This is a genomic window from Streptomyces bicolor (assembly GCF_000719285.1).
Lineage (GTDB): Bacteria > Actinomycetota > Actinomycetes > Streptomycetales > Streptomycetaceae > Streptomyces > Streptomyces bicolor.
The window spans coordinates 1-18,225 of the sequence record NZ_JOFS01000066.1; the positions used below are offsets into that span (position 1 = coordinate 1).

Consider the following 18,225-nt stretch of genomic DNA (forward strand, 5'->3'; position numbering starts at 1 on the left):
ACCCCGACACCCCCCGCGACCTCGTCGGCATCGGCATCGGCCCCTTCAACCTCTCCCTCGCCGCCCTCGCCCACCCCCTCGCCGAACTCGACGCCGTCTTCTACGAGCAACGCACCGCCTTCTCCTGGCACCCCGGCCTGCTCATCGACGGCGCGCGCATCCAGGTCCCCTTCCTCGCCGACCTGGTCACGCTCGCCGACCCCGCCAGCCCCTGGTCCTTCCTCAACTACCTCAAAACCCGCGACCGGCTGTTCCCCTTCTACTTCGCCGAGCGCTTCCACATCCAGCGCGCCGAATACGACGCCTACTGCCGCTGGGTCTGCGAGAACCTCCCCGGACTGCACTTCGGCCACCAGGTCGACGCCGTCCGCTTCAACGCCGAACGCGACGTCTTCGAGGTCGACTTCACCCAACTCGACCCGGACGGGGACGCCGAAGCGCTCGGCCGTACCCACACCCGCAACATCGTCCTCGGCGTCGGCACCGAGCCCTACGTCCCCGACCCGCTCAGGCCCCTCGTCGAGGCACCCACCGTCCCCGTCATCCACGCCGCCGACTACCTCGACCACCGCGACAGACTCCTCGCCGCCGAGCACATCACCGTCATCGGCTCCGGACAGTCCGGCGCCGAGGTCTTCCTGGACCTCCTCCGCCGCCGCCCCACCGGACGCGAAGGGCTCCACTGGCTCGGCCGCACAGGGGCCTTCGCACCCATGGAGTACTCCAAGCTCGGCCTGGAGCACTTCACCCCCGACTACACCCGCTACTTCCACGCCCTCGACGAACCCGTCCGCGACAAGCTCCTCGCCTCCCAGTGGCAACTCCACAAGGGCATCGACGCCGACACCCTCGCCGCGATCCACGACGAGCTCTACCGCCGCACCCTGCACGGCGGCTGGCCCGAGGTCGTCCTCACCCCCGGCGTCCGCGTCCGCACCGGCGGCCGTATCGCCACCACCAAGGTCGAACTCCACCTGGAACACGTCCACCAGAACACCCGCTCACGCCTGACCACCGACGCCGTCGTCCTGGCCACCGGCTACCGCGAACGCTCCCTCGACTGCATCCTCGCCGGCCTCGACCCCTACCTGCGCCGCGACAGCCAGGAACGCCCCCGCATCGACGACCAGAACCGCCTGGTCATGGACCCCACCGTCACCGGCTCCGGCTGCAACATCTACGTCCAGAACGCCGAACGCCACACCCACGGCATCGGCACCCCCGACCTCGGCCTCGCGGCCTGGCGCAGCGCCGGCATCCTCAACTCCCTCACCGGCAAGGAGCCCTACCCCCTCCCCACCCGCACCGCCTTCACCACCTTCGGCCTGCAACAGCAAGAGCCCCAGATCCCGCGAGCGCGTCAGCCGAAGGCACTGACACCACTCATGGACGGGATCTGAGGCCCCTCACCCCTTGCAAGACAGCCACGGCGTCCTAGAACACCGGCGTGCCGTTCCGCGTGAGCTTCCAGTCCACCGACGCGAACTCCTTCGGGTCCAGCACACCCTTAGCGGTCACCCACTCCGCGATCCGGGTCCGGATCTCCGTCGACTCCGACCACAACTCCTGAGCCGACGCCACATGCGGGAACGCCCCGCCACCATTGGCCCGGTAGTTGTTCACCGCGAACACGAACTTCTGAGCGTCGTCCAGCGCGGCACCGTTGTAGGACAGGTTCCGGATCCGCGAACCCGCCGCCTGGGCGATGTCGATCTCGTACGACAGCCCCGACACGTAGTCGTAGTTGTAGTCCGGGCGGTTGTTCGCGTTCGTCAGCTTCTCCACGTCGACAGCCGCGTCGGCGGCCGTCTGCACGAAGTACTCCGCCGAATACTCCAGGTACGCCTTGATCTGCGCGCCCGTCATCAGCTTCGCGACCAGCGTGTTGTCGTACACGTACAGGCTCGACAGATCCCGGATCGTCACATCGCCGGCCGGGATCTCCGACGTACGGGAGAACGGCGACGCCTGCGAGATCACGGGCAGCGAGGCGTACTCCGTGCCCGCCAGCGCCGCCCTCACCACGTCCTCCTGGACCTTGGTGATCAGGTCGATGATCGGGGCGTCCTTGTAGCGGGCCTCGACCGTCGTCAGCTTCTCGGTCGCCGTTCCGACGACCTGGTTGACGTACTCCACGACGACGTCGTGGTCGTCCTTCAGCAGCTTGGTGATCTTCGGGTCGTCGGCGACCGTCTTCGAGTCCCGCACCGTCGCCTTCACCGACTCGACCGTCCAGCGGCCCTTCTCGAAGACCAACTCGAAGTCGAACAGCGTCAGCCGCTGGGCATAGCAAAGCGGCTCCGACAGCACGACCGTTTTGCCCGTCTTCTCGTTCGTGACCAGCAGCTCCGCGATCTCCGTGTGCGCGTGCCCGACCAGGATCGCGTCGATCCCCGGCACCTGCTGCGCCACCAGCGCGGAGGAGTTCTCGATGTACGGCAGCTGGTCACCGTACGAGGAGGTCCCCGACGAACCGGAGTGCGCCGAGACGACCACCACATCCGCGCCCATCGACCGCAGCTTCGGCACCCACTTCGCGGCCTGCTCCTCCAGACCCGGGAACACCATCCTGCCCTCGACGTACGCCTTGTCCCAGATCGCGATACCCGGGTTGGTCAGACCGAGGACCGCGACCTTCACCGGCGGGGCACCCGGCACGCGGAACTTCTTGATGAAGTACGGAGGGAACGCCGGCTTGAGGGTCTTCGCGTCCAGCGCGTTCGCACCGAGCAGCGGGAAGTCGCACTGGTCCTCGAACTTCCGCAGCGTCTCGATGCCGTAGTTGAACTCGTGGTTGCCCAGCGCCACCGCGTCATAGCCGATGGCGTTCATCGCCGCGGCCATCGGGTGGACCGGACCCCCCTCCGCGGTGATCGGGTCAACCTTCGCGTAGTAGTACGTCAGCGGCGTGCCCTGAATCGTGTCGCCCGCGTCGATCAGCAGCGTGTTGCAGCGGCCCTTCTCCGCACGGACCTGGCTCACCAGCGTCGAGACCCGCGCCAGACCCTTCGCGTTGCCCTTGGCATCCGCGTACTCCGCGTCCTTGAAGTAGTCCCAGTTGAAGATGTTGCCGTGCAGGTCGGTGGTGCCCATCACCGTCAGCGAGTAGCGCTTGGCGGGCTTCTTCGCCGCCGCGGCCTCGGCAGCCTGCGCCGCCGGAGCCGCCGCCGCACCGGCGATCGCCACCCCCGCTCCGGTCACGGCGGACTTCTTCAGGAACTTCCGGCGGTCCAACGGCATGAGTGCTTCTCCTGGGGGAATGGTCAACAACGCGCGTAGATTCTGACCTGGGCATGGCGAGAAGCAACAGACCCCGCAGGTTTCGATCTGATGACCGAAGCCGTGAACTCCCGGTCCCCAACCAGTCAATGAGTGACAGAGTGGGACGTATGACCAGCCCAGCGCCCGACGACCCACAGCCCGCCGTCCCCTACGGCACCCCCGACGCCCCCCGCATCGCCGTCCGCGGCGAGGCCCGCCTCGAGGTCGACCCGGAAATCGCCCGCATCGGCGTCACCGTCGCCTCCCGCGGCAAAGACCGCCGTGCCGCCCTCGACGACCTCACCCGCCGCAACACCACCGTCCTCGACCTCATCAAAACCTACGGCGACGCCGTCGAGCGACTCGAAACCGGCGCCTTCTCCATCAGCCCCGAACTCAAGGACAAAGGCCGAGGCGAACGCGTCCACGCCTACCACGGCCGCGTCCACATCACCGCCGTACTCACCGACTTCACCGCCCTCGGCGAACTCACCACCCGCCTCGCCGACCTGGACCTCACCCGCGTCGACGGCCCCTGGTGGGCCCTGCGCCCCGACTCACCCGCCCACCGCGAGGCGAGGCAACAAGCAGTACGGGAAGCCGTACAGCGCGCGCGGGAGTACGCCGAAGCGCTCGGAAGCACCCTGGCCGCGCTGGTGGAACTCGCCGACATCGGCGCGGAGAACACCCCCGCCTATCCACAGGCCCCCGGCAGCCGAATGCGCTCCATGGCCTACGGCGCCGCCGCGGAGGAATCCGCAGCCGCCCCCCTCGATCTCGAACCCGAACGCCAACACGTCTACGCCCAAGTGAACGCCCGATTCACCATGACGCCACCCCGGCTGTGAATATCCCGGTTCACCCTGACGGGGTGTTTCGAACGCTCATCGGAGCACCCCGTCGCACAATTCAACACTTGTCAACCGCCCTTCACGCAACGGTTGTTGAGTAGTCACGCTGGACGAATTCTCTACCCGCCGGTAAGTCATAGAGTCGAAACATGCGCCGAGCGAAAATCGTCTGCACCCTGGGCCCCGCCACCGACTCCTACGACCAGATAAAGGCACTGGTCGACGCCGGAATGGACGTCGCCCGATTCAACCTCAGCCACGGCAGCTACGCCGACCACGAGGAGCGCTACCAGCACGTACGCAAGGCCTCCGACGAGACCGGCCGCAGCGTCGGCATCCTCGCCGACCTTCAAGGCCCGAAGATCCGCCTCGGCCGCTTCACCGAAGGACCCGTACTCCTTGAACGCGGAGACACCTTCACCATCACCGTCGAAGAGGGCGCAGAGGGCAACCGCGAGCAGTGCGGAACGACGTACGGCGGCCTCGCCGGCGACGTCACCCCCGGCGAACGCATCCTCGTCGACGACGGCAAAGTCTGCCTGGAGGTCACCTCGGTCGACGGACCGCGCGTCCACACGACGGTTGTCGAAGGAGGCATGGTCTCCGACAACAAGGGCCTGAACCTGCCGGGTGTAGCGGTGTCCGTCCCCGCCCTCTCCGAAAAGGACGAGGCAGACCTCCGCTGGGCGCTGCGCACGGGCTTCGACGTCATCGCACTGTCGTTCGTCCGGAGTGGGCGCGACATCGAGGACGTGCACAGGATCATGGACGAGGAAGGCCGCCGCCTCCCGGTGATCGCCAAGGTCGAGAAGCCGCAGGCGGTGGAGGCCATCGACGACATCGTGGCCGCCTTCGACGGCATCATGGTCGCGCGCGGCGACCTCGGCGTGGAGATGCCGCTGGAGCAGGTCCCGATCGTCCAGAAGCGCGCGATCAAGCTGGCGAAGCGCAACGCCAAGCCGGTGATCGTCGCGACGCAGATGCTCGACTCGATGATCGACAACTCCCGCCCGACGCGTGCGGAGGCCAGCGATGTCGCCAACGCGGTCATCGACGGCACGGACGCGGTGATGCTGTCCGGCGAGACGAGCGTCGGCAAGTACCCCATCGAAACGGTCCGCACGATGGCGAAGATCGTCGAGGCGGCCGAGGAGGACATCCTGGCGAAGGGCCTCCCACCGCTGACCGAGCGGAACAAGCCGAGGACGCAGGGCGGCGCGGTGGCCCGCGCGGCGGCCGAGATCGGCGACTTCCTGGGCGCCAGGTTCCTGGTCGCCTTCACCCAGTCGGGCGACACGGCCCGCCGCCTGTCCCGGTATCGGTCGCCGATCCCGCTGCTTGCGTTCACGCCGGAGCCGGCCACGCGGTCGCAGTTGAATCTGACGTGGGGGGTGGAGACGTTCCTGGGGCCGCATGTGGACTCGACGGACGCGATGGTCGACCAGGTGGATGAGCTGTTGCTGAAGTACGGCCGCTGCAAGAAGGGCGACACGGTCGTCATCACGGCGGGGTCGCCTCCGGGGGTGTCGGGGTCGACGAACATGGTGCGGGTGCATCACATCGGGGAGGACGACAGTCCCAAGTAGCAGGCGGTGGGCCCCTCTTCGGCTTTGAGGAGGGGCCCTTTGGTGTGTGGGGTCAGTGCTTGGGGCCTACGTGGGCGTCCATGAGGGCTACGTAGGCTTTGCGGGCAACGGAGATGTTGTACGGGTTGCCGTTTCGGGTGCAGTGCGTCCACTCGATGCCGAGCTTGTCGAGAGTGTCCGTGTAGAGCTGACGGATGTCGTCGGACACGTTGGTGAAGAAGTACCGCGGGTACTCGTAGCGCTTGCGCTCACCGCCGACCATGCGGGTCGTCCAGTTGGTGATGCGGCAGCCGTCGGAGTGGACGAGGCCGCGGATGAACTCCCAGGGGTGGGCGTCGACGATTTCCTGTTGCCAGGGTTCGAGGGCGATCGTGCGCTCGTGCTTCTTGCCGGGGCCGTGCTGGGGGAAGAGGCACCACAAGTGCATGGAGTGCAGCTTCAGGTCCCGGCAGCCTTTGCGGCGAACTCGGCAGACGGCGTTGTGGGGGAACACCGAGCGCATGGCGTTCTCGCACTCGTCCATAAGTCCTGGACGCGACTCGTCACAGGTGATGGACAAGCTGGGCGATCGCATGGCGCGGTTCTGGATGATGTGGCCGTCACCCAGGTAGAGGCCGAGGAGGTAGGCATAGGCCGGACGGTCGAGATTGCCGTCGCATCGTGGGCACGGTGGGGGCGTGCGTCCTGGACACTCTCCGCGTTTCGCCCGGTCTGCGTGTTTCCAATAGCCGATTGTGCCGAGCGGGATGTTGAACTGGCGGGCCACGTCGGCATTCCTGGCGCCGTCGCGCAGCAGCGTCAGGACCCTCTGTCGAACCTCAGTACCGTGAAAGTTCATGCGAGTACTCTGAGTGAGTGATCGCGACGCTGCGCAGCAAAAAGCGGATGTTCACGAGAACGTGGACATCCGCTTCCTGGTCAAGCAGTGCCGGGTGCGGGATTCGAACCCGCAAGCCCTCACAGGCAGAGGTGTTTGAGACCTCCGTGTATACCGTTCCACCAACCCGGCTCGGCACTTCCGAGGAGTGTACCGGGTCATCATCGTTAGTCGCAGCTAGGTAGGCTCTTGGGAGCAGCACCCCTGCCCCTGAACGAGGAGCCCCCGTGACCGCCCCCGAGTCGCCCCAGCCCGTAGACGCGCCCGACGACGACAAGTCGCACGTGCCTCCGCTGACGACCCGTGTCGTCATCGCCGAGGACGAGGCGCTGATCCGGCTCGATCTCAAAGAGATGCTCGAAGAAGAGGGGTACACCGTCGTCGGTGAGGCCGGTGATGGTGAGCAGGCGATCGAGCTTGCCCGCGAGCACCAGCCCGACCTGGTCATCCTCGATGTGAAGATGCCGAAGCTGGACGGTATTTCGGCGGCGGAGAAGATCGCCGAGGAGCGCATCGCGCCGGTTCTCATGCTCACCGCCTTCTCGCAGCGCGATCTCGTCGAGCGGGCCCGGGATGCCGGTGCGATGGCCTACCTGGTCAAGCCGTTCAGCAAGAGTGATGTCGTGCCGGCGATCGAGATGGCCGTCTCGCGGTTCACGGAGCTGAAGGAGCTGGAGAAGGAGGTCGCCGACCTCACGCTGCGGCTGGAGACGCGGAAGCTGGTGGATCGGGCGAAGTCGATCCTGCAGACCGAGTACGGGCTGACGGAGCCGGCCGCGTTCCGGTGGATTCAGAAGACGTCGATGGATCGTCGTATGTCGATGCAGCAGGTCGCCGAGGCGGTCATTCAGGATGCCGAGGAGAAGAAGGCCGGCAAGGGCTGACGTAACGTAGCGAAGCAGCATGAGTGAGGCCCGCGCCCCTGACCGGGGGCGCGGGCCTCTCTCGTGGGTTGGGTGGTGTCAGTCCTCGCCCAGGTACGCCTTGCGGACGGACTCGTCGTGCAGCAGGTCCTGGCCGGTGCCGGACAGGACGATGTTGCCGACCTCCATGACGTGTCCCTGGTCGGCGAGCGAGAGGGCCGCCTGGGCGTTCTGCTCGACGAGGAGGATCGTCGTGCCCTGGGACTTCAGCTCGGCGATGGTCGCCATGATCTTCTGCATCATGATCGGGGAGAGGCCCATGGAGGGCTCGTCCAGCATGAGCAGTTTCGGCTGGGACATCAGGGCTCGGCCCATGGCGAGCATCTGCTGTTCGCCGCCGGAGAGGGTGCCTGCCGCCTGGTTGCGGCGTTCTCCGAGGATGGGGAAGAGGTCGTATGCCTTCTGGATGTCCTTTTCGATGCCGTCCTTGTCCTTGCGGAGGAAGGCGCCGAGCTGGAGGTTTTCGAAGATGGTCAGGCGCGGGAAGATGTGCCGGCCTTCGGGGGAGTGGGCGAGGCCCAGGGAGACGATCTTGTGGGCGGCGATGCCGGTGAGGGGCTTGCCGTCGAAGATGATCTTTCCGGAGGTCGGCTTGAGCAGGCCGGAGAGGGTGCGCAGGGTCGTTGTCTTGCCGGCGCCGTTGGTGCCGATGAGGGTGACGACCTGGCCGGCCTCGACGCTGAAGGAGATGCCTTTGACGGCTTCGATCTTGCCGTAGGCGACCCGGAGGTCTTCGACCTCGAGCAGTGCGGTCACTGGGCGTCTCCCTTGGTGCTGGTGGTGCTGGTCGCGTCGGCCGCGGCTTCGGCGGCCTCGACTTCGGCGGCCTCCGCCTCGCCGGGGTCGCCTTCGAAGGGCTCGCCCAGGTAGGCGGCGATGACGCGTTCGTCGGCCTGGACGACCTCGGGGGTGCCCTCGACGAGTTTTTCGCCTTGGACGAGGACGGAGACGCGGTCGCTCAGGTTGAAGACGAAGCGCATGTCGTGCTCGATGAGGAGGACGGCGATGCCCTTGTCGCGGATGGCGAAGACCAGCTCTTCGGTGGCGCGGGTCTCCTGGGGGTTCATGCCGGCGGTCGGTTCGTCGAGGAGCAGCAGGCCGGGTTCGCTCGCGAGCGCTCGTGCGATTTCGAGCTTGCGCTGTTCGCCGTAGGGCAGGTTGCGGGCGAGGTGGTCGCGCTTGCCGGCGAGGCCGATGAACTCGAGGAGTTCCATGGCTCGTTCCTCGCTGGCCTTTTCCGCCTTCTTGAAGCCGGGGCCGCGCAGGAGGGCGGACCAGAGGCCTTCCTTGGTGCGGGTGTGGCGGCCGACGAGGACGTTCTCCAGGACGGTCATGTTGGCGAAGAGCCGGATGTTCTGGAACGTGCGGGCGATGCCTGCCTTGGTCACCAGGTGCGGCTTGGGCGGGAGGACGGTGCCTTTGTAGGAGACGGTGCCCTCGGTGGGGACGTACAGGCCGGTGAGGCAGTTGAAGAAGGTTGTCTTGCCGGCGCCGTTGGGCCCGATGAGGCCGACGATCTCGCCCTCGTTGACGGTGAAGTCCACGGAGCGGACGGCGGTGAGGCCGCCGAAGCGCATGGTGACGTCGCGGGCTTCGAGTACTGGTGTCGTCATGGGGTCACGCACCCGCCTTCGTGGTGACGGCCGGTTCGTCGGTCAGCGTCGTGGTGTCTGGTACGTCGGTCTGGCCGGTCTCGTGGAATTCGAGCTGGCGGCGGCGGTTGGCGATGACGCCTTCGGGGCGGAAGCGCATCAGGAGGATGAGTGCGATGCCGAAGGCGAGCAGGGACTTCTCCTGGAGGAAGACGAGCTTCTCGGGGAGGAGGTAGAGCAGGGCGGCGCCGAGGAGTGGTCCGGCGACGGTGCCCATGCCGCCGAGGACGACCGCGGCCAGGAGGAACGCGGAGTTGGGGGGTGCGGCGCCGGCGAACTGGTAGGGGTTGGGTACGACGCTGTAGGTGACGTGGGCGAAGACGGTGCCGGCGAGGCCGGCGAGGGTGGCGCCGAGGGCGAAGGCGATGAGCTTGACGCGGAAGCCGTTGATGCCCATGGCTGTGGCTGCTGTCTCGTCTTCGCGGATGGCGATCCAGGAGCGGCCGATGCGGGAGTCGGCGGCGCGGGTGTAGACGAGGACGATGATGGCCATGATGACGACCATCAGCAGGTAGTAGTTGGCGAAGCGGCCGAGGGTGATCCCGCCGATGTCGTTGGCCTCCCCGAGGTTCAGGCCGAAGAGGTTGATGTCGGGGATGGACGGGATGCCGTTGGGGCCGTTGGTGATGTCCGGGCCGGAGTCGCCGTCCATGTTGTTGACGGCGATGCGGAAGATCTCACCGAAGCCGAGGGTGACGATGGCGAGGTAGTCGCCGCGCAGTCGGAGGGTGGGTGCGCCGATGAGGACGCCGAAGACGAGGCTGGCGGCGGCGCCGGTGAGGGCGGAGGCCCAGAAGGGGAACTGGACGCCGGAGAACCGGGAGAACTCGGAGCCGGAGACCAGGGCCGCGGTGTAGGCGCCGACGCCGAGGAAGGCGACGTAGCCGAGGTCGAGGAGGCCGGCGAGGCCGACGACGATGTTGAGACCCAGGGCGACCGTGGCGAAGATCAGGATGTTGACGCCGATGTTGGTGTAGTGGTCGTTGGTCTGGGTGAAGGGGAACGCGATCGCGGCGAGGAAGCCCATGAGGAGGGTGAAGCCGCGGTGGTGGGCGGTGAGCCGGGAGAGCCGGTCGAGGAGTCCCGCGGTGTGCAGGGCCCACATGGAGAAGGCGACCACGAGGAGGTAGCCGATGAAGAGTTCGCCGTACTCGGTGTCGATGCCGTAGGTGAAGACGCCCAGTCCGAGGGCGGTCACGACGGTGATGACGAGTCGCTCGGCCCAGGGGGCGAGGGGCTGGGGTGCGGGGATCTTCTCGGCCTTGGTGATGTACGCCTTGAGGTTTTCCTTGGTGTCGTCGCCGAGCTGCTCCGGGAGGGAGAGCGCGCCGAGGACGGGCAGGAGGGAGGCGAGGGCCGCGATGTAGCCGCCGGGTTCGAGGTTGACGAGGCCGCCGAGTTCGACGCTGATCGCGATGACGGCGTACCAGGTGACGGCGAAGCCGGCGAGGGCGCTCAGGAAGAGCGGTGCGTTGTTCTTGGCGGGCAGGAGCCAGCCGAGGCCCTTGATGCCGTAGGCGGCGAGGGCGAACAGTGCGGTGAGGACGCCGGCGGTGAAGGTCAGCCACTGCAGGCCGCCGGGGTAGCCGTTGATGGTGAGGTTGCCGGGGAACTCGCTGGTCCAGGTCCAGGCGAGGAAGGCGGAGGCGGCGGTGGCGATGCCGCCGGTCAGGATGAGGGCGCGGGCGGCTGCGAGGGGCAGCGGCAGGAGGCCGCGGGCGGCCGGGGCGGTCTTGGCTATCTCGGTCATGTGATCACGCCCTGTCCGCGACGCGCTCGCCGAGCAGGCCTTGTGGCCTGACGAGGAGGACGAGGATGAGGAGACAGAAGGCCCAGACGTTGGCCCAGCTCTGGCCGCCGAGCTGCTGCATGCCGGGGATGCCGTCGATGTAGGCGGAGGCGAGGGTTTCGGCGATGCCGAGGACGATGCCGCCGAGCATGGCTCCGTAGATGTTGCCGATGCCGCCGAGGACGGCTGCGGTGAAGGCCTTGAGGCCCATCAGGAAGCCCATGCGGTAGTCGATGTTGCCGTACTTGAGGCCGTAGGCGACGGCTGCGACTGCGGCGAAGAAGCCGCCGATGGCGAAGGCGATGACGATGATGCGGTTGGTGTCGATGCCCATGAGCTGGGCGGTGTCGGGGTCCTGTGCGGTGGCCTGCATGGCGCGGCCGGTGCGGCTCTTGCGGACGAAGAACGCGAGTGCGGCCATGCAGACGACGGCGGCCAGGATGAGGAAGATGTCGGCGTCCTTGATGGTGACGGAGCCGATGTCGTGGGTGGTGTCGAGGCCGGGGAAGGCGATGGCGCGGTCGGCGCCGGGGTAGAAGTTGCGGACGACTTCCTGGAGGGCCAGGGAGAGGCCGATCGCGGTGATGAGCGGTGCCAGTCGTGGTGCTCCGCGCAGGGGTCTGTAGGCGAACCGTTCCGCTCCGACGGCGATGAGGATGGCGACGAGGCCACCGCCGATCAGCATGAGGGGAACGGCGATCGCCATCGATGTGCCGTCGGGCAGGATGTAGAAGTAGACCGTGAAGGCGCCGAAGGCCCCGGTCATGAAGATCTCGCCGTGCGCGAAGTTGATGAGCTGGACGATGCCGTACACCATCGTGTAGCCGATGGCGATCAGCCCGTACATCGAGCCTAGGAGCAGCCCGTTGGCCAGCTGCTGCGGCAGGGTGTTCACCGCATGGCCTCCATTAGGAAGGTGGTTGTGTGCACTCGGGTGCGGGGTCTGTGCACCGGACGTGTGCAGAGGGTCTGGGTGTGGAAACGGGCCGCGCGGTCGGGGTCCTCCTTCCGCGCGGCCCGTGTGTGGCGGTGCTGGGGGGCCTGGGTCAGTTCAGGTCGGCGGTGCCGGTCTTGACGGCCTTCCACTCGCCCTTGACGACCTGGTAGACGGTCAGCTGCTTGTTCGTGGTGTCGCCGTACTCGTCGAAGGAGACCTTGCCGCTGAGGCCCTGGAAGTCGGACTTCTGGACCTCGTCGACGACCTTGGTGCGCAGGTCGGTCATGTCGGTGGGCACCTTGCCGCCGTTGGCGTCCACGACGGCCTTGACGGCGTTGATGATCGCGGTCGCGGCGTCGTAGGAGTAGGCGCCGTAGGCGCCGTAGTCGCCCTTGTAGCCCTTGGCCTTGTAGGTCTCGATGAACTGCTTGGCGGCGGGCAGGGTGTCGGCGGGGACGCCGATGGCGGTGGCGAGGTCGCCTTCGGTGGCGGCGCCGCCGGCCTCGATGTAGGTGGAGGCGAACATGCCGTCGCCACCGAACAGCGGGATCTTGACGCCGCCGTCCTTCATCTGCTTGCTGAGCAGCGCGGACTCGTCGTACTGACCGCCGTAGTAGAGCAGGTCGGCCTTCGAGTTCTTGATCTTGGTGACGAGGGAACCGAAGTCCTTGTCACCGGTGTTGACGTGGTCGGTCTCGACGACCTTGCCGCCGAGCTTCTTGAACTGCTCGGTGAAGATCTTCGCCAGGCCCGCGCCGTAGGTCTGCTTGTCGTCGACGACGAAGACGCTCTTCTTCTTGAGGCCGTTGATGGCGTAGTCCGCGGCGAAGCTGCCCTGCAGCTCGTCGGTGGTCGCGGTGCGGAAGTAGGTCTTGAACGGCCGCTTCTTGTCCGTCTGCCAGTTCTTGCCCTGGGTGAGCTCAGGGTTGGTGTTCGACGGGGAGATCTGGACCATGTTGGCCGAGGCGAACACCTGCTGCATCGACTGGGCGACGCCGGAGTTCAGCGGGCCGACCGCGCCGACGGCGGTCTTGTCACCGGTGATCGACGTGGCGTTCGACTGGCCGGTGGCCGGCTGCGCCTTGTCGTCGAAGGCCTTCAGCTTGAAGGTGACGCCCGGGACCAGCTTGTTCTTGTTGGCGTCGTCGACGGCGATCTGGGCGCCGTACTGGATGCCGAGGCCGGTGGTGGAGTTCTCACCGGAGAGGGGGGCGTCCACGCCGATGGTCAGGGTGGTGGTGTCCCCGCCCGCGCTGTCGCCGCCGCCGTTGTCGTCTCGGGAGCCACAGGCGGTGAGGGTCAGAGCTCCGGTCGCGAGGACGGAGGTAAGTATCACCAAGGAACGTCGCACAATCAGTCCTTTCCGCGGTCACGTCCGCCTTGGTGGGGACGGTGAGGTGCCGCGCTGGTACCGAACTCCCGTTGGAGCGGTGACTGGGCGTGACTCTAAGCCCGGTATGCGGACAGTGGCATCGCCGCGAGCTCGCTTGTGACGTTCTTGTTATGACGGCGTGGAGGGCGGACAAGGGCCCTGGGGGCTGTCGGCCGGTTTGGCGGAATTTCCACTCCGTCCACATGCTGAGAATTCGCACTTCCGCTTGGCCGTGGGCCCGGCCCGTCGGCGGCCCGGTCGCAGGCTCCGTGCAGGAGCACCGAAAGGTCCCGGGAAAAGGTGCCGCCGAAGATGAAGCTGTGGTGCTGTATTGCGCGCGTGTTACGCAGCGTTACGTCGAGAAAGGGAAGATCCGCATTCAGGGGGAGTTCCGAACAGTCGGATACGGATATCCGTACGGTGATCTTTCGCGTCGTCGACGCGGCCACGGTGAAGGCGGGCTCGGGCAGGGCGTGGGCGGTGAGCCCGGGGAAGGCGGTGCCGGAGATCCTCAGGGTGACGGGCGGGCCGTGGTCGACGGTGACGGCGAAGTGGTAACGGCCGCTGGTGGCACCGGAGTTGTGGGGTGCGGCGAATCCCAGGTAGCGCCAGGTGGTGACGTTGGCGGGCCAGGGGACGGGGGCGGGGGACTCGGAGTCGCCGGAGACCTGTGGGATCAGGGTGGCTGCGGCGGCGACCGCGCCGGCGACGGCGGTGGCGATGGCGGCGGTGCGGGTACGGGGCGTCAGCCCCGCCCAGAGGTCGGCGATCCGGTCGGTGAGGTGCGGTGCGTCGGTGCCGATGGTGTCGTGACTCTCGTTCGTTTCCGGCGAGTTGACGGGTTCGACGGGCCCGATGCCGGTCATGGCTGCACCCTCATGGGGAAACGGTAGGCGAGGCGGTGGGGGCGGGGAAGCGGGCCGGGCGGGCCCGCCGCCGGCGGTTTCGTCCACCGTGCGGCGGCGGGCCGTGGGGGTGCCGCGTGCCGAGGGTTTCGGGCGGGGTCCTGTCGGTCCGGAGCTACGGCAGTTGCACGAAGGGCGCCAGGAAGGCGCGGGCGCCGGGGGTGTCCAGGCGGTAGGTGACGTTGGTCGCGTAGCAGGGGCCGTCGCCGGTGATGGTGGTGGCGGCGAGGATGTTCCGGCCGTCGATTACCGCGAAGTTGGGGCCGCCGGAATCGCCGTAGCAGGCGCCGCCGTTGCCCTGCGGTTGGGTCATGGCCAGGCGTACCCAGGTGGCGTTGAGGGCGTCGAAGGTGACGGGCGCCTTCATGCGGACGCCGCCGCCGGGGTGGGTGTGTCCACCGGGGCCGCGCTGGGCCTCCTGGGTGCCGTATCCGGCGACGAACCAGTCGGTGGAGTTCAGTCCCTGCGGGCGGAGCGCGCCGAGTTGGCCTGCGGTGGGCAGGGTGGCCGGGGTGAAGGTCCAGCGGGCTCTGACCTTTGTGGCCGGCAGTTCGATCACCGCGATGTCGTGGGTGTCGGAGGCGGGGCCCGGGTAGTCGGGGTGGTTGTGGGCGGTGCCCTGGACGGCGACGGCGGTCGCCTGTGCGGCCGGGTCGCCGGGGTATTTCTGGGCGGCGGCGTCGAGGCCGGCTTGCACGTCCTGGTCGAGGGACACGTGGAATTTCACGTTGTCGGGCCAGTCGGTGGTGCAGTGCGCGGCGGTCAGGAACGTGTCCGCGTCGATCATGGTTCCGGTGCAGACCCAGTCGACCCGGTCGGGGGTCGTGGGGTCGCCGTCGTTGTCCCAGGTGGCGACGAGGGCGCCGACTTCGGTGCGTTCGGGGGCGGGCGTCGCGTTGTACGAGTTGATGGCCGAGGACGGCAGCGCGGTGGCGAGCACGGTCGCACAGGCCGCGGCGGTGACGGCGGTGGCGCGTATGGCTGACAAAAGAACGGACCCTTCTGCAGGTGAGCGTGGGTGTTCTCCTGTGGGGGGTGGGGCAAGTGAAGCGGTCGGGGGCGGCCGCCACAAGGGCGCGGCCGCCGCTCCAGGGTTTTCCCTATGTATGTGCTGTGGGCGGTCGGCTGTACCTGCTGTGGGCGGTCAGCTCGCCGCGCGGATGTGATCGCCGTCGCCCGGGTTGACGTCCCGCAGCAGGCAGGTCAGCCGCGCTGTGCACACCCGCCGGTCCTGTTCGTCGCTGATCACGATCTCGTACGTCGCCGTGGAGCGGCCCCGGTGCACCGGTGTGGCGACGCCGGTCACCAGGCCGGAGCGCACGCCCCGGTGGTGGGTGCAGTTGAGGTCGACGCCGACCGCGATCTTGGAGCTGCCGGCGTGCAGCATCGACCCCACCGACCCGAGCGTCTCGGCGAGCACCGCGGACGCGCCGCCGTGCAGCAGCCCGTACGGCTGGGTGTTCCCCTCGACCGGCATGGTGCCGACGACGCGCTCGGCGGACGCTTCCACTATCTGGACGCCCATGCGTGTGCCGAGGTGTCCGGCGGAGAACAGGGCCGGCAGGTCGACGCCGAGTGCGGCGTACTCGTCGATGACCTCTTGCGGGAACGTCACGTGCTGCTGCTCGCCCATGGGTCCGGCTCCGTTCGTCGGTGCTCAGTCGGTGAAGGTCGACTGAGCAAACGCTCAGTCGGGGGCCGATTGTTCCAGACGTACGACGACGGACTTGCTGGCCGGGGTGTTGCTGGTGTCCGCGGTGGCGTCCAGCGGCACGAGGACGTTGGTCTCGGGGTAGTAGGCGGCCGCGCAGCCCCGGGCCGTCGGATAGTGCACGACGCGGAAGCCGGGCGCCCGCCGCTCGATGCCGTCCTTCCACTCGCCGACGAGGTCGACGTAGGAGCCGTCGGCGATGTTCAGCCGCTGGGCGTCCTCGGGGTTGATCATGACGACCCGGCGGCCGTTCCTGATCCCCCGGTAGCGGTCGTCGAGCCCGTAGATCGTGGTGTTGTACTGGTCGTGCGAGCGCAGGGTCTGCAGCAGCAGCCGTCCCTCCGGCAGCTTCGGGTACTCGACCGGAGCCGCGGTGAAGTTGGCCTTGCCCGTCGCCGTCGGGAAGCGGCGCTCGTCACGCGGGGCGTGCGGGAGCGTGAAGCCGCCGGGGTGGGCCACGCGCGCGTTGAAGTCCTCGAAGCCGGGGATCACCCGGGCGATACGGTCCCGGATCGTCGCGTAGTCCTTCTCGAACTCCTCCCAGGGCGTGCGGCTGCCCTCGCCGAGCACGCGGCGTGCCAGGCGGCAGACGATCGCCGGCTCCGACAGCAGATGGGTGCTCGCGGGCTCCAGGCGGCCCCGGGAGGCGTGCACCATGCCCATGGAGTCCTCGACCGTCACGAACTGCTCGCCGCTGCCCTGGAGGTCGCGTTCGGTGCGGCCGAGCGTCGGCAGGATCAGCGCACGGGCGCCGGTGACGGCATGGCTGCGGTTGAGCTTCGTCGACACGTGCACGGTGAGCCGGGCGCGCCGCATCGCCGCCTCGGTGACGTCGGTGTCCGGTGTCGCGGCCACGAAGTTGCCGCCCATCGCGAAGAAGACCTTCGCCTCGCCGTCGCGCAGCGCGCGGATGGCCCGTACGACGTCGTAGCCGTGCTCGCGTGGGGGCGCGAAGCCGAACTCCTTCTCCAGGGCGTCCAGGAACGCCGGGGCGGGCCGCTCGAAGATGCCCATCGTGCGGTCGCCCTGCACGTTCGAGTGACCGCGCACCGGGCATACGCCCGCGCCCGGGCGGCCGATGTTGCCGCGCAGCAGAAGGAAGTTGACGACCTCGCGGATCGTCGGCACGGAGTGCTTGTGCTGGGTGAGGCCCATGGCCCAGCAGACGATGGTGCGCCGCGAGGCCAGGATCATCGCCATGGCCTTCTCGATGTCCGCGCGCGTGAGGCCGGTCGCGGTCAGCGTCTCGTCCCAGTCGGCGGCGCGGGCGGCCGCGGCGAACTCCTCGTAGCCGTGGGTGTGTTCGCGCACGAACTCCTCGTCGACGGCGCCGTCCGTCTCGAGGATCAGCTTGTTGAGGAGCCGGAAGAGGGCCTGGTCGCCGCCGATGCGGATCTGCAGGAACAGGTCGGTGAGGGACGCGCCCTTCAGCATGCCCTGCGGCGTCTGCGGGTTCTTGAACCGCTCCAGGCCGGCCTCGGGCAGCGGATTGACGCTGATGATCTTCGCGCCGTTGGCCTTGGCCTTCTCCAGGGCGGAGAGCATGCGCGGGTGGTTCGTACCCGGGTTCTGCCCGGCGACGATGATCAGGTCGGCCTTGTAGAGGTCCTCGAGCAGCACGCTGCCCTTGCCGATGCCGATCGTCTCGGTCAGCGCTGACCCGGACGACTCGTGGCACATGTTCGAGCAGTCCGGCAGGTTGTTCGTGCCGAGCTCACGCGCGAAGAGCTGGTAGAGGAAAGCGGCCTCGTTGCTGGTGCGGCCGGAGGTGTAGAAGACGGCCTCGTCGGGGGAGCCGAGGGCGGTGATCTCCTCGGCGACGATGTCGAAGGCGCGCTCCCAGGTGACCGGCTCGTAGTGGGTGCCCCCTTCGGCGAGGAACATGGGGTGGGTGAGCCGCCCCTGCTGCCCCAGCCAGTAACCGCTCCTGGTCGCGAGGTCGGCGACGGAGTGCGCGGCGAAGAACTCCGGGGTGACCCGGCGCAGGGTCGCCTCCTCGGCCACCGCCTTCGCGCCGTTCTCACAGAACTCCGCCTTGTGCCGGTGGTCCGGCTCCGGCCACGCGCATCCCGGGCAGTCGAAGCCGTCCTTCTGGTTCACCCGCAGCAGCGTCAGCGCGGTGCGCTTCACACCCATCTGCTGCTGCGCGATACGCAGGGTGTGTCCGATGGCCGGCAACCCCGCAGCCGCGTGCTTCGGCTCGGCGACCTGCGGCGCGTCCTGAACCGGATCACCCTTGGGCGGCTTGGTGGCCATCGCGCACTCCTCTTTGTGTACACGTGTGAGGTACGTCTCCGATCCTCGCATGCGGGACGGACAGCGAGGGGAGCGGGCTGGGGAGGGCGGCAGGGTGAGGGGTGG

The 18,225-nt window shown here is 67.9% G+C and carries 15 protein-coding genes and 1 tRNA gene; 4 read left to right on the plus strand and 12 right to left on the minus strand.

The annotated features are described in order from the left end of the window. Positions 1–1,400, plus strand: a 1,400-nt coding sequence (locus IF78_RS0141740; RefSeq protein WP_031487905.1) for a lysine N(6)-hydroxylase/L-ornithine N(5)-oxygenase family protein, incomplete at its 5' end; no start/stop codon positions are given. 34 nt (positions 1,401–1,434) lie between these two features. Here the strand turns inward: IF78_RS0141740 and IF78_RS0141745 are convergent. Next, the gene (locus IF78_RS0141745) at positions 1,435–3,240 is read right to left on the minus strand and encodes a bifunctional metallophosphatase/5'-nucleotidase (protein WP_031487904.1); all 1,806 of its coding nucleotides are present in this window, start codon (positions 3,238–3,240) and stop codon (positions 1,435–1,437) included. A 149-nt stretch (positions 3,241–3,389) separates the two neighbouring features. Between IF78_RS0141745 and IF78_RS0141750 the strand changes: the two genes are divergently transcribed. Both IF78_RS0141750 and pyk read left to right on the plus strand, forming a co-directional pair. Further along, positions 3,390–4,109 carry an SIMPL domain-containing protein gene (locus IF78_RS0141750; RefSeq protein WP_031487903.1) on the plus strand — a complete coding sequence of 240 codons (720 nt, stop codon included), beginning with the start codon at positions 3,390–3,392 and terminating at the stop codon, positions 4,107–4,109. Positions 4,110–4,261: 152 nt separating this feature from the next. Then, positions 4,262–5,698 carry a pyruvate kinase gene (gene pyk, locus IF78_RS0141755; RefSeq protein WP_031487902.1) on the plus strand — a complete coding sequence of 479 codons (1,437 nt, stop codon included), beginning with the start codon at positions 4,262–4,264 and terminating at the stop codon, positions 5,696–5,698. Between the two features lie 52 nt (positions 5,699–5,750). Here pyk and IF78_RS0141760 read toward each other — a convergent pair whose 3' ends face one another. After that, positions 5,751–6,536 (minus strand): hypothetical protein, encoded by a 786-nt coding sequence (locus IF78_RS0141760; protein ID WP_031487901.1) that lies wholly within the window; start codon positions 6,534–6,536, stop codon positions 5,751–5,753. A gap of 88 nt (positions 6,537–6,624) precedes the next feature. Next, a tRNA-Leu gene (locus IF78_RS0141765) sits at positions 6,625–6,707 on the minus strand. 95 nt (positions 6,708–6,802) lie between these two features. Here IF78_RS0141765 and IF78_RS0141770 point away from each other — a divergent pair. Next, the gene (locus IF78_RS0141770) at positions 6,803–7,459 is read left to right on the plus strand and encodes an ANTAR domain-containing response regulator (protein WP_031487900.1); all 657 of its coding nucleotides are present in this window, start codon (positions 6,803–6,805) and stop codon (positions 7,457–7,459) included. 78 nt (positions 7,460–7,537) lie between these two features. Here IF78_RS0141770 and IF78_RS0141775 read toward each other — a convergent pair whose 3' ends face one another. The 9 genes from IF78_RS0141775 to IF78_RS0141815 form a co-directional block, all read right to left on the minus strand. Continuing rightward, positions 7,538–8,254, minus strand: a complete 717-nt coding sequence (locus tag IF78_RS0141775) for an ABC transporter ATP-binding protein (RefSeq protein WP_031487899.1) — start codon at positions 8,252–8,254, stop codon at positions 7,538–7,540. Continuing rightward, positions 8,251–9,111, minus strand: a complete 861-nt coding sequence (locus IF78_RS0141780; RefSeq protein WP_031487898.1) for an ABC transporter ATP-binding protein — start codon at positions 9,109–9,111, stop codon at positions 8,251–8,253. The genes IF78_RS0141775 and IF78_RS0141780 overlap by 4 nt, the downstream gene beginning before the upstream one ends. A gap of 4 nt (positions 9,112–9,115) precedes the next feature. Beyond that, the gene (locus IF78_RS0141785) at positions 9,116–10,900 is read right to left on the minus strand and encodes a branched-chain amino acid ABC transporter permease (RefSeq protein WP_031487897.1); all 1,785 of its coding nucleotides are present in this window, start codon (positions 10,898–10,900) and stop codon (positions 9,116–9,118) included. A 4-nt stretch (positions 10,901–10,904) separates the two neighbouring features. Further along, positions 10,905–11,834: a branched-chain amino acid ABC transporter permease gene (locus tag IF78_RS0141790; RefSeq protein WP_031487896.1), complete on the minus strand. Its 930-nt coding sequence runs from the start codon at positions 11,832–11,834 to the stop codon at positions 10,905–10,907. 151 nt (positions 11,835–11,985) lie between these two features. Beyond that, positions 11,986–13,215 carry a branched-chain amino acid ABC transporter substrate-binding protein gene (locus IF78_RS0141795; protein WP_031487895.1) on the minus strand — a complete coding sequence of 410 codons (1,230 nt, stop codon included), beginning with the start codon at positions 13,213–13,215 and terminating at the stop codon, positions 11,986–11,988. A 107-nt stretch (positions 13,216–13,322) separates the two neighbouring features. Continuing rightward, positions 13,323–14,114, minus strand: a complete 792-nt coding sequence (locus tag IF78_RS50580; protein ID WP_031487894.1) for a hypothetical protein — start codon at positions 14,112–14,114, stop codon at positions 13,323–13,325. Between the two features lie 154 nt (positions 14,115–14,268). Continuing rightward, positions 14,269–15,141: a trypsin-like serine protease gene (locus IF78_RS0141805; RefSeq protein WP_031487893.1), complete on the minus strand. Its 873-nt coding sequence runs from the start codon at positions 15,139–15,141 to the stop codon at positions 14,269–14,271. Positions 15,142–15,297: 156 nt separating this feature from the next. Then, the gene (locus IF78_RS0141810) at positions 15,298–15,786 is read right to left on the minus strand and encodes a hotdog fold thioesterase (RefSeq protein WP_031487892.1); all 489 of its coding nucleotides are present in this window, start codon (positions 15,784–15,786) and stop codon (positions 15,298–15,300) included. 54 nt (positions 15,787–15,840) lie between these two features. Then, positions 15,841–18,120 carry an FdhF/YdeP family oxidoreductase gene (locus tag IF78_RS0141815; protein ID WP_031487891.1) on the minus strand — a complete coding sequence of 760 codons (2,280 nt, stop codon included), beginning with the start codon at positions 18,118–18,120 and terminating at the stop codon, positions 15,841–15,843. Between the last annotated feature and the right edge of the window lie 105 nt (positions 18,121–18,225).

Coding starts and splice junctions, on each gene's coding strand:
- IF78_RS50580 (WP_031487894.1), bottom strand. CDS start 14,114: ATGACCGGCATCGGGCCCGTCGAACCCGTCAACTCGCCGGAAACGAAC.
- IF78_RS0141780 (WP_031487898.1), bottom strand. CDS start 9,111: ATGACGACACCAGTACTCGAAGCCCGCGACGTCACCATGCGCTTCGGC.
- IF78_RS0141810 (WP_031487892.1), bottom strand. CDS start 15,786: ATGGGCGAGCAGCAGCACGTGACGTTCCCGCAAGAGGTCATCGACGAG.
- IF78_RS0141750 (WP_031487903.1), top strand. CDS start 3,390: ATGACCAGCCCAGCGCCCGACGACCCACAGCCCGCCGTCCCCTACGGC.
- IF78_RS0141785 (WP_031487897.1), bottom strand. CDS start 10,900: ATGACCGAGATAGCCAAGACCGCCCCGGCCGCCCGCGGCCTCCTGCCG.
- IF78_RS0141815 (WP_031487891.1), bottom strand. CDS start 18,120: ATGGCCACCAAGCCGCCCAAGGGTGATCCGGTTCAGGACGCGCCGCAG.
- IF78_RS0141745 (WP_031487904.1), bottom strand. CDS start 3,240: ATGCCGTTGGACCGCCGGAAGTTCCTGAAGAAGTCCGCCGTGACCGGA.
- IF78_RS0141760 (WP_031487901.1), bottom strand. CDS start 6,536: ATGAACTTTCACGGTACTGAGGTTCGACAGAGGGTCCTGACGCTGCTG.
- pyk (WP_031487902.1), top strand. CDS start 4,262: ATGCGCCGAGCGAAAATCGTCTGCACCCTGGGCCCCGCCACCGACTCC.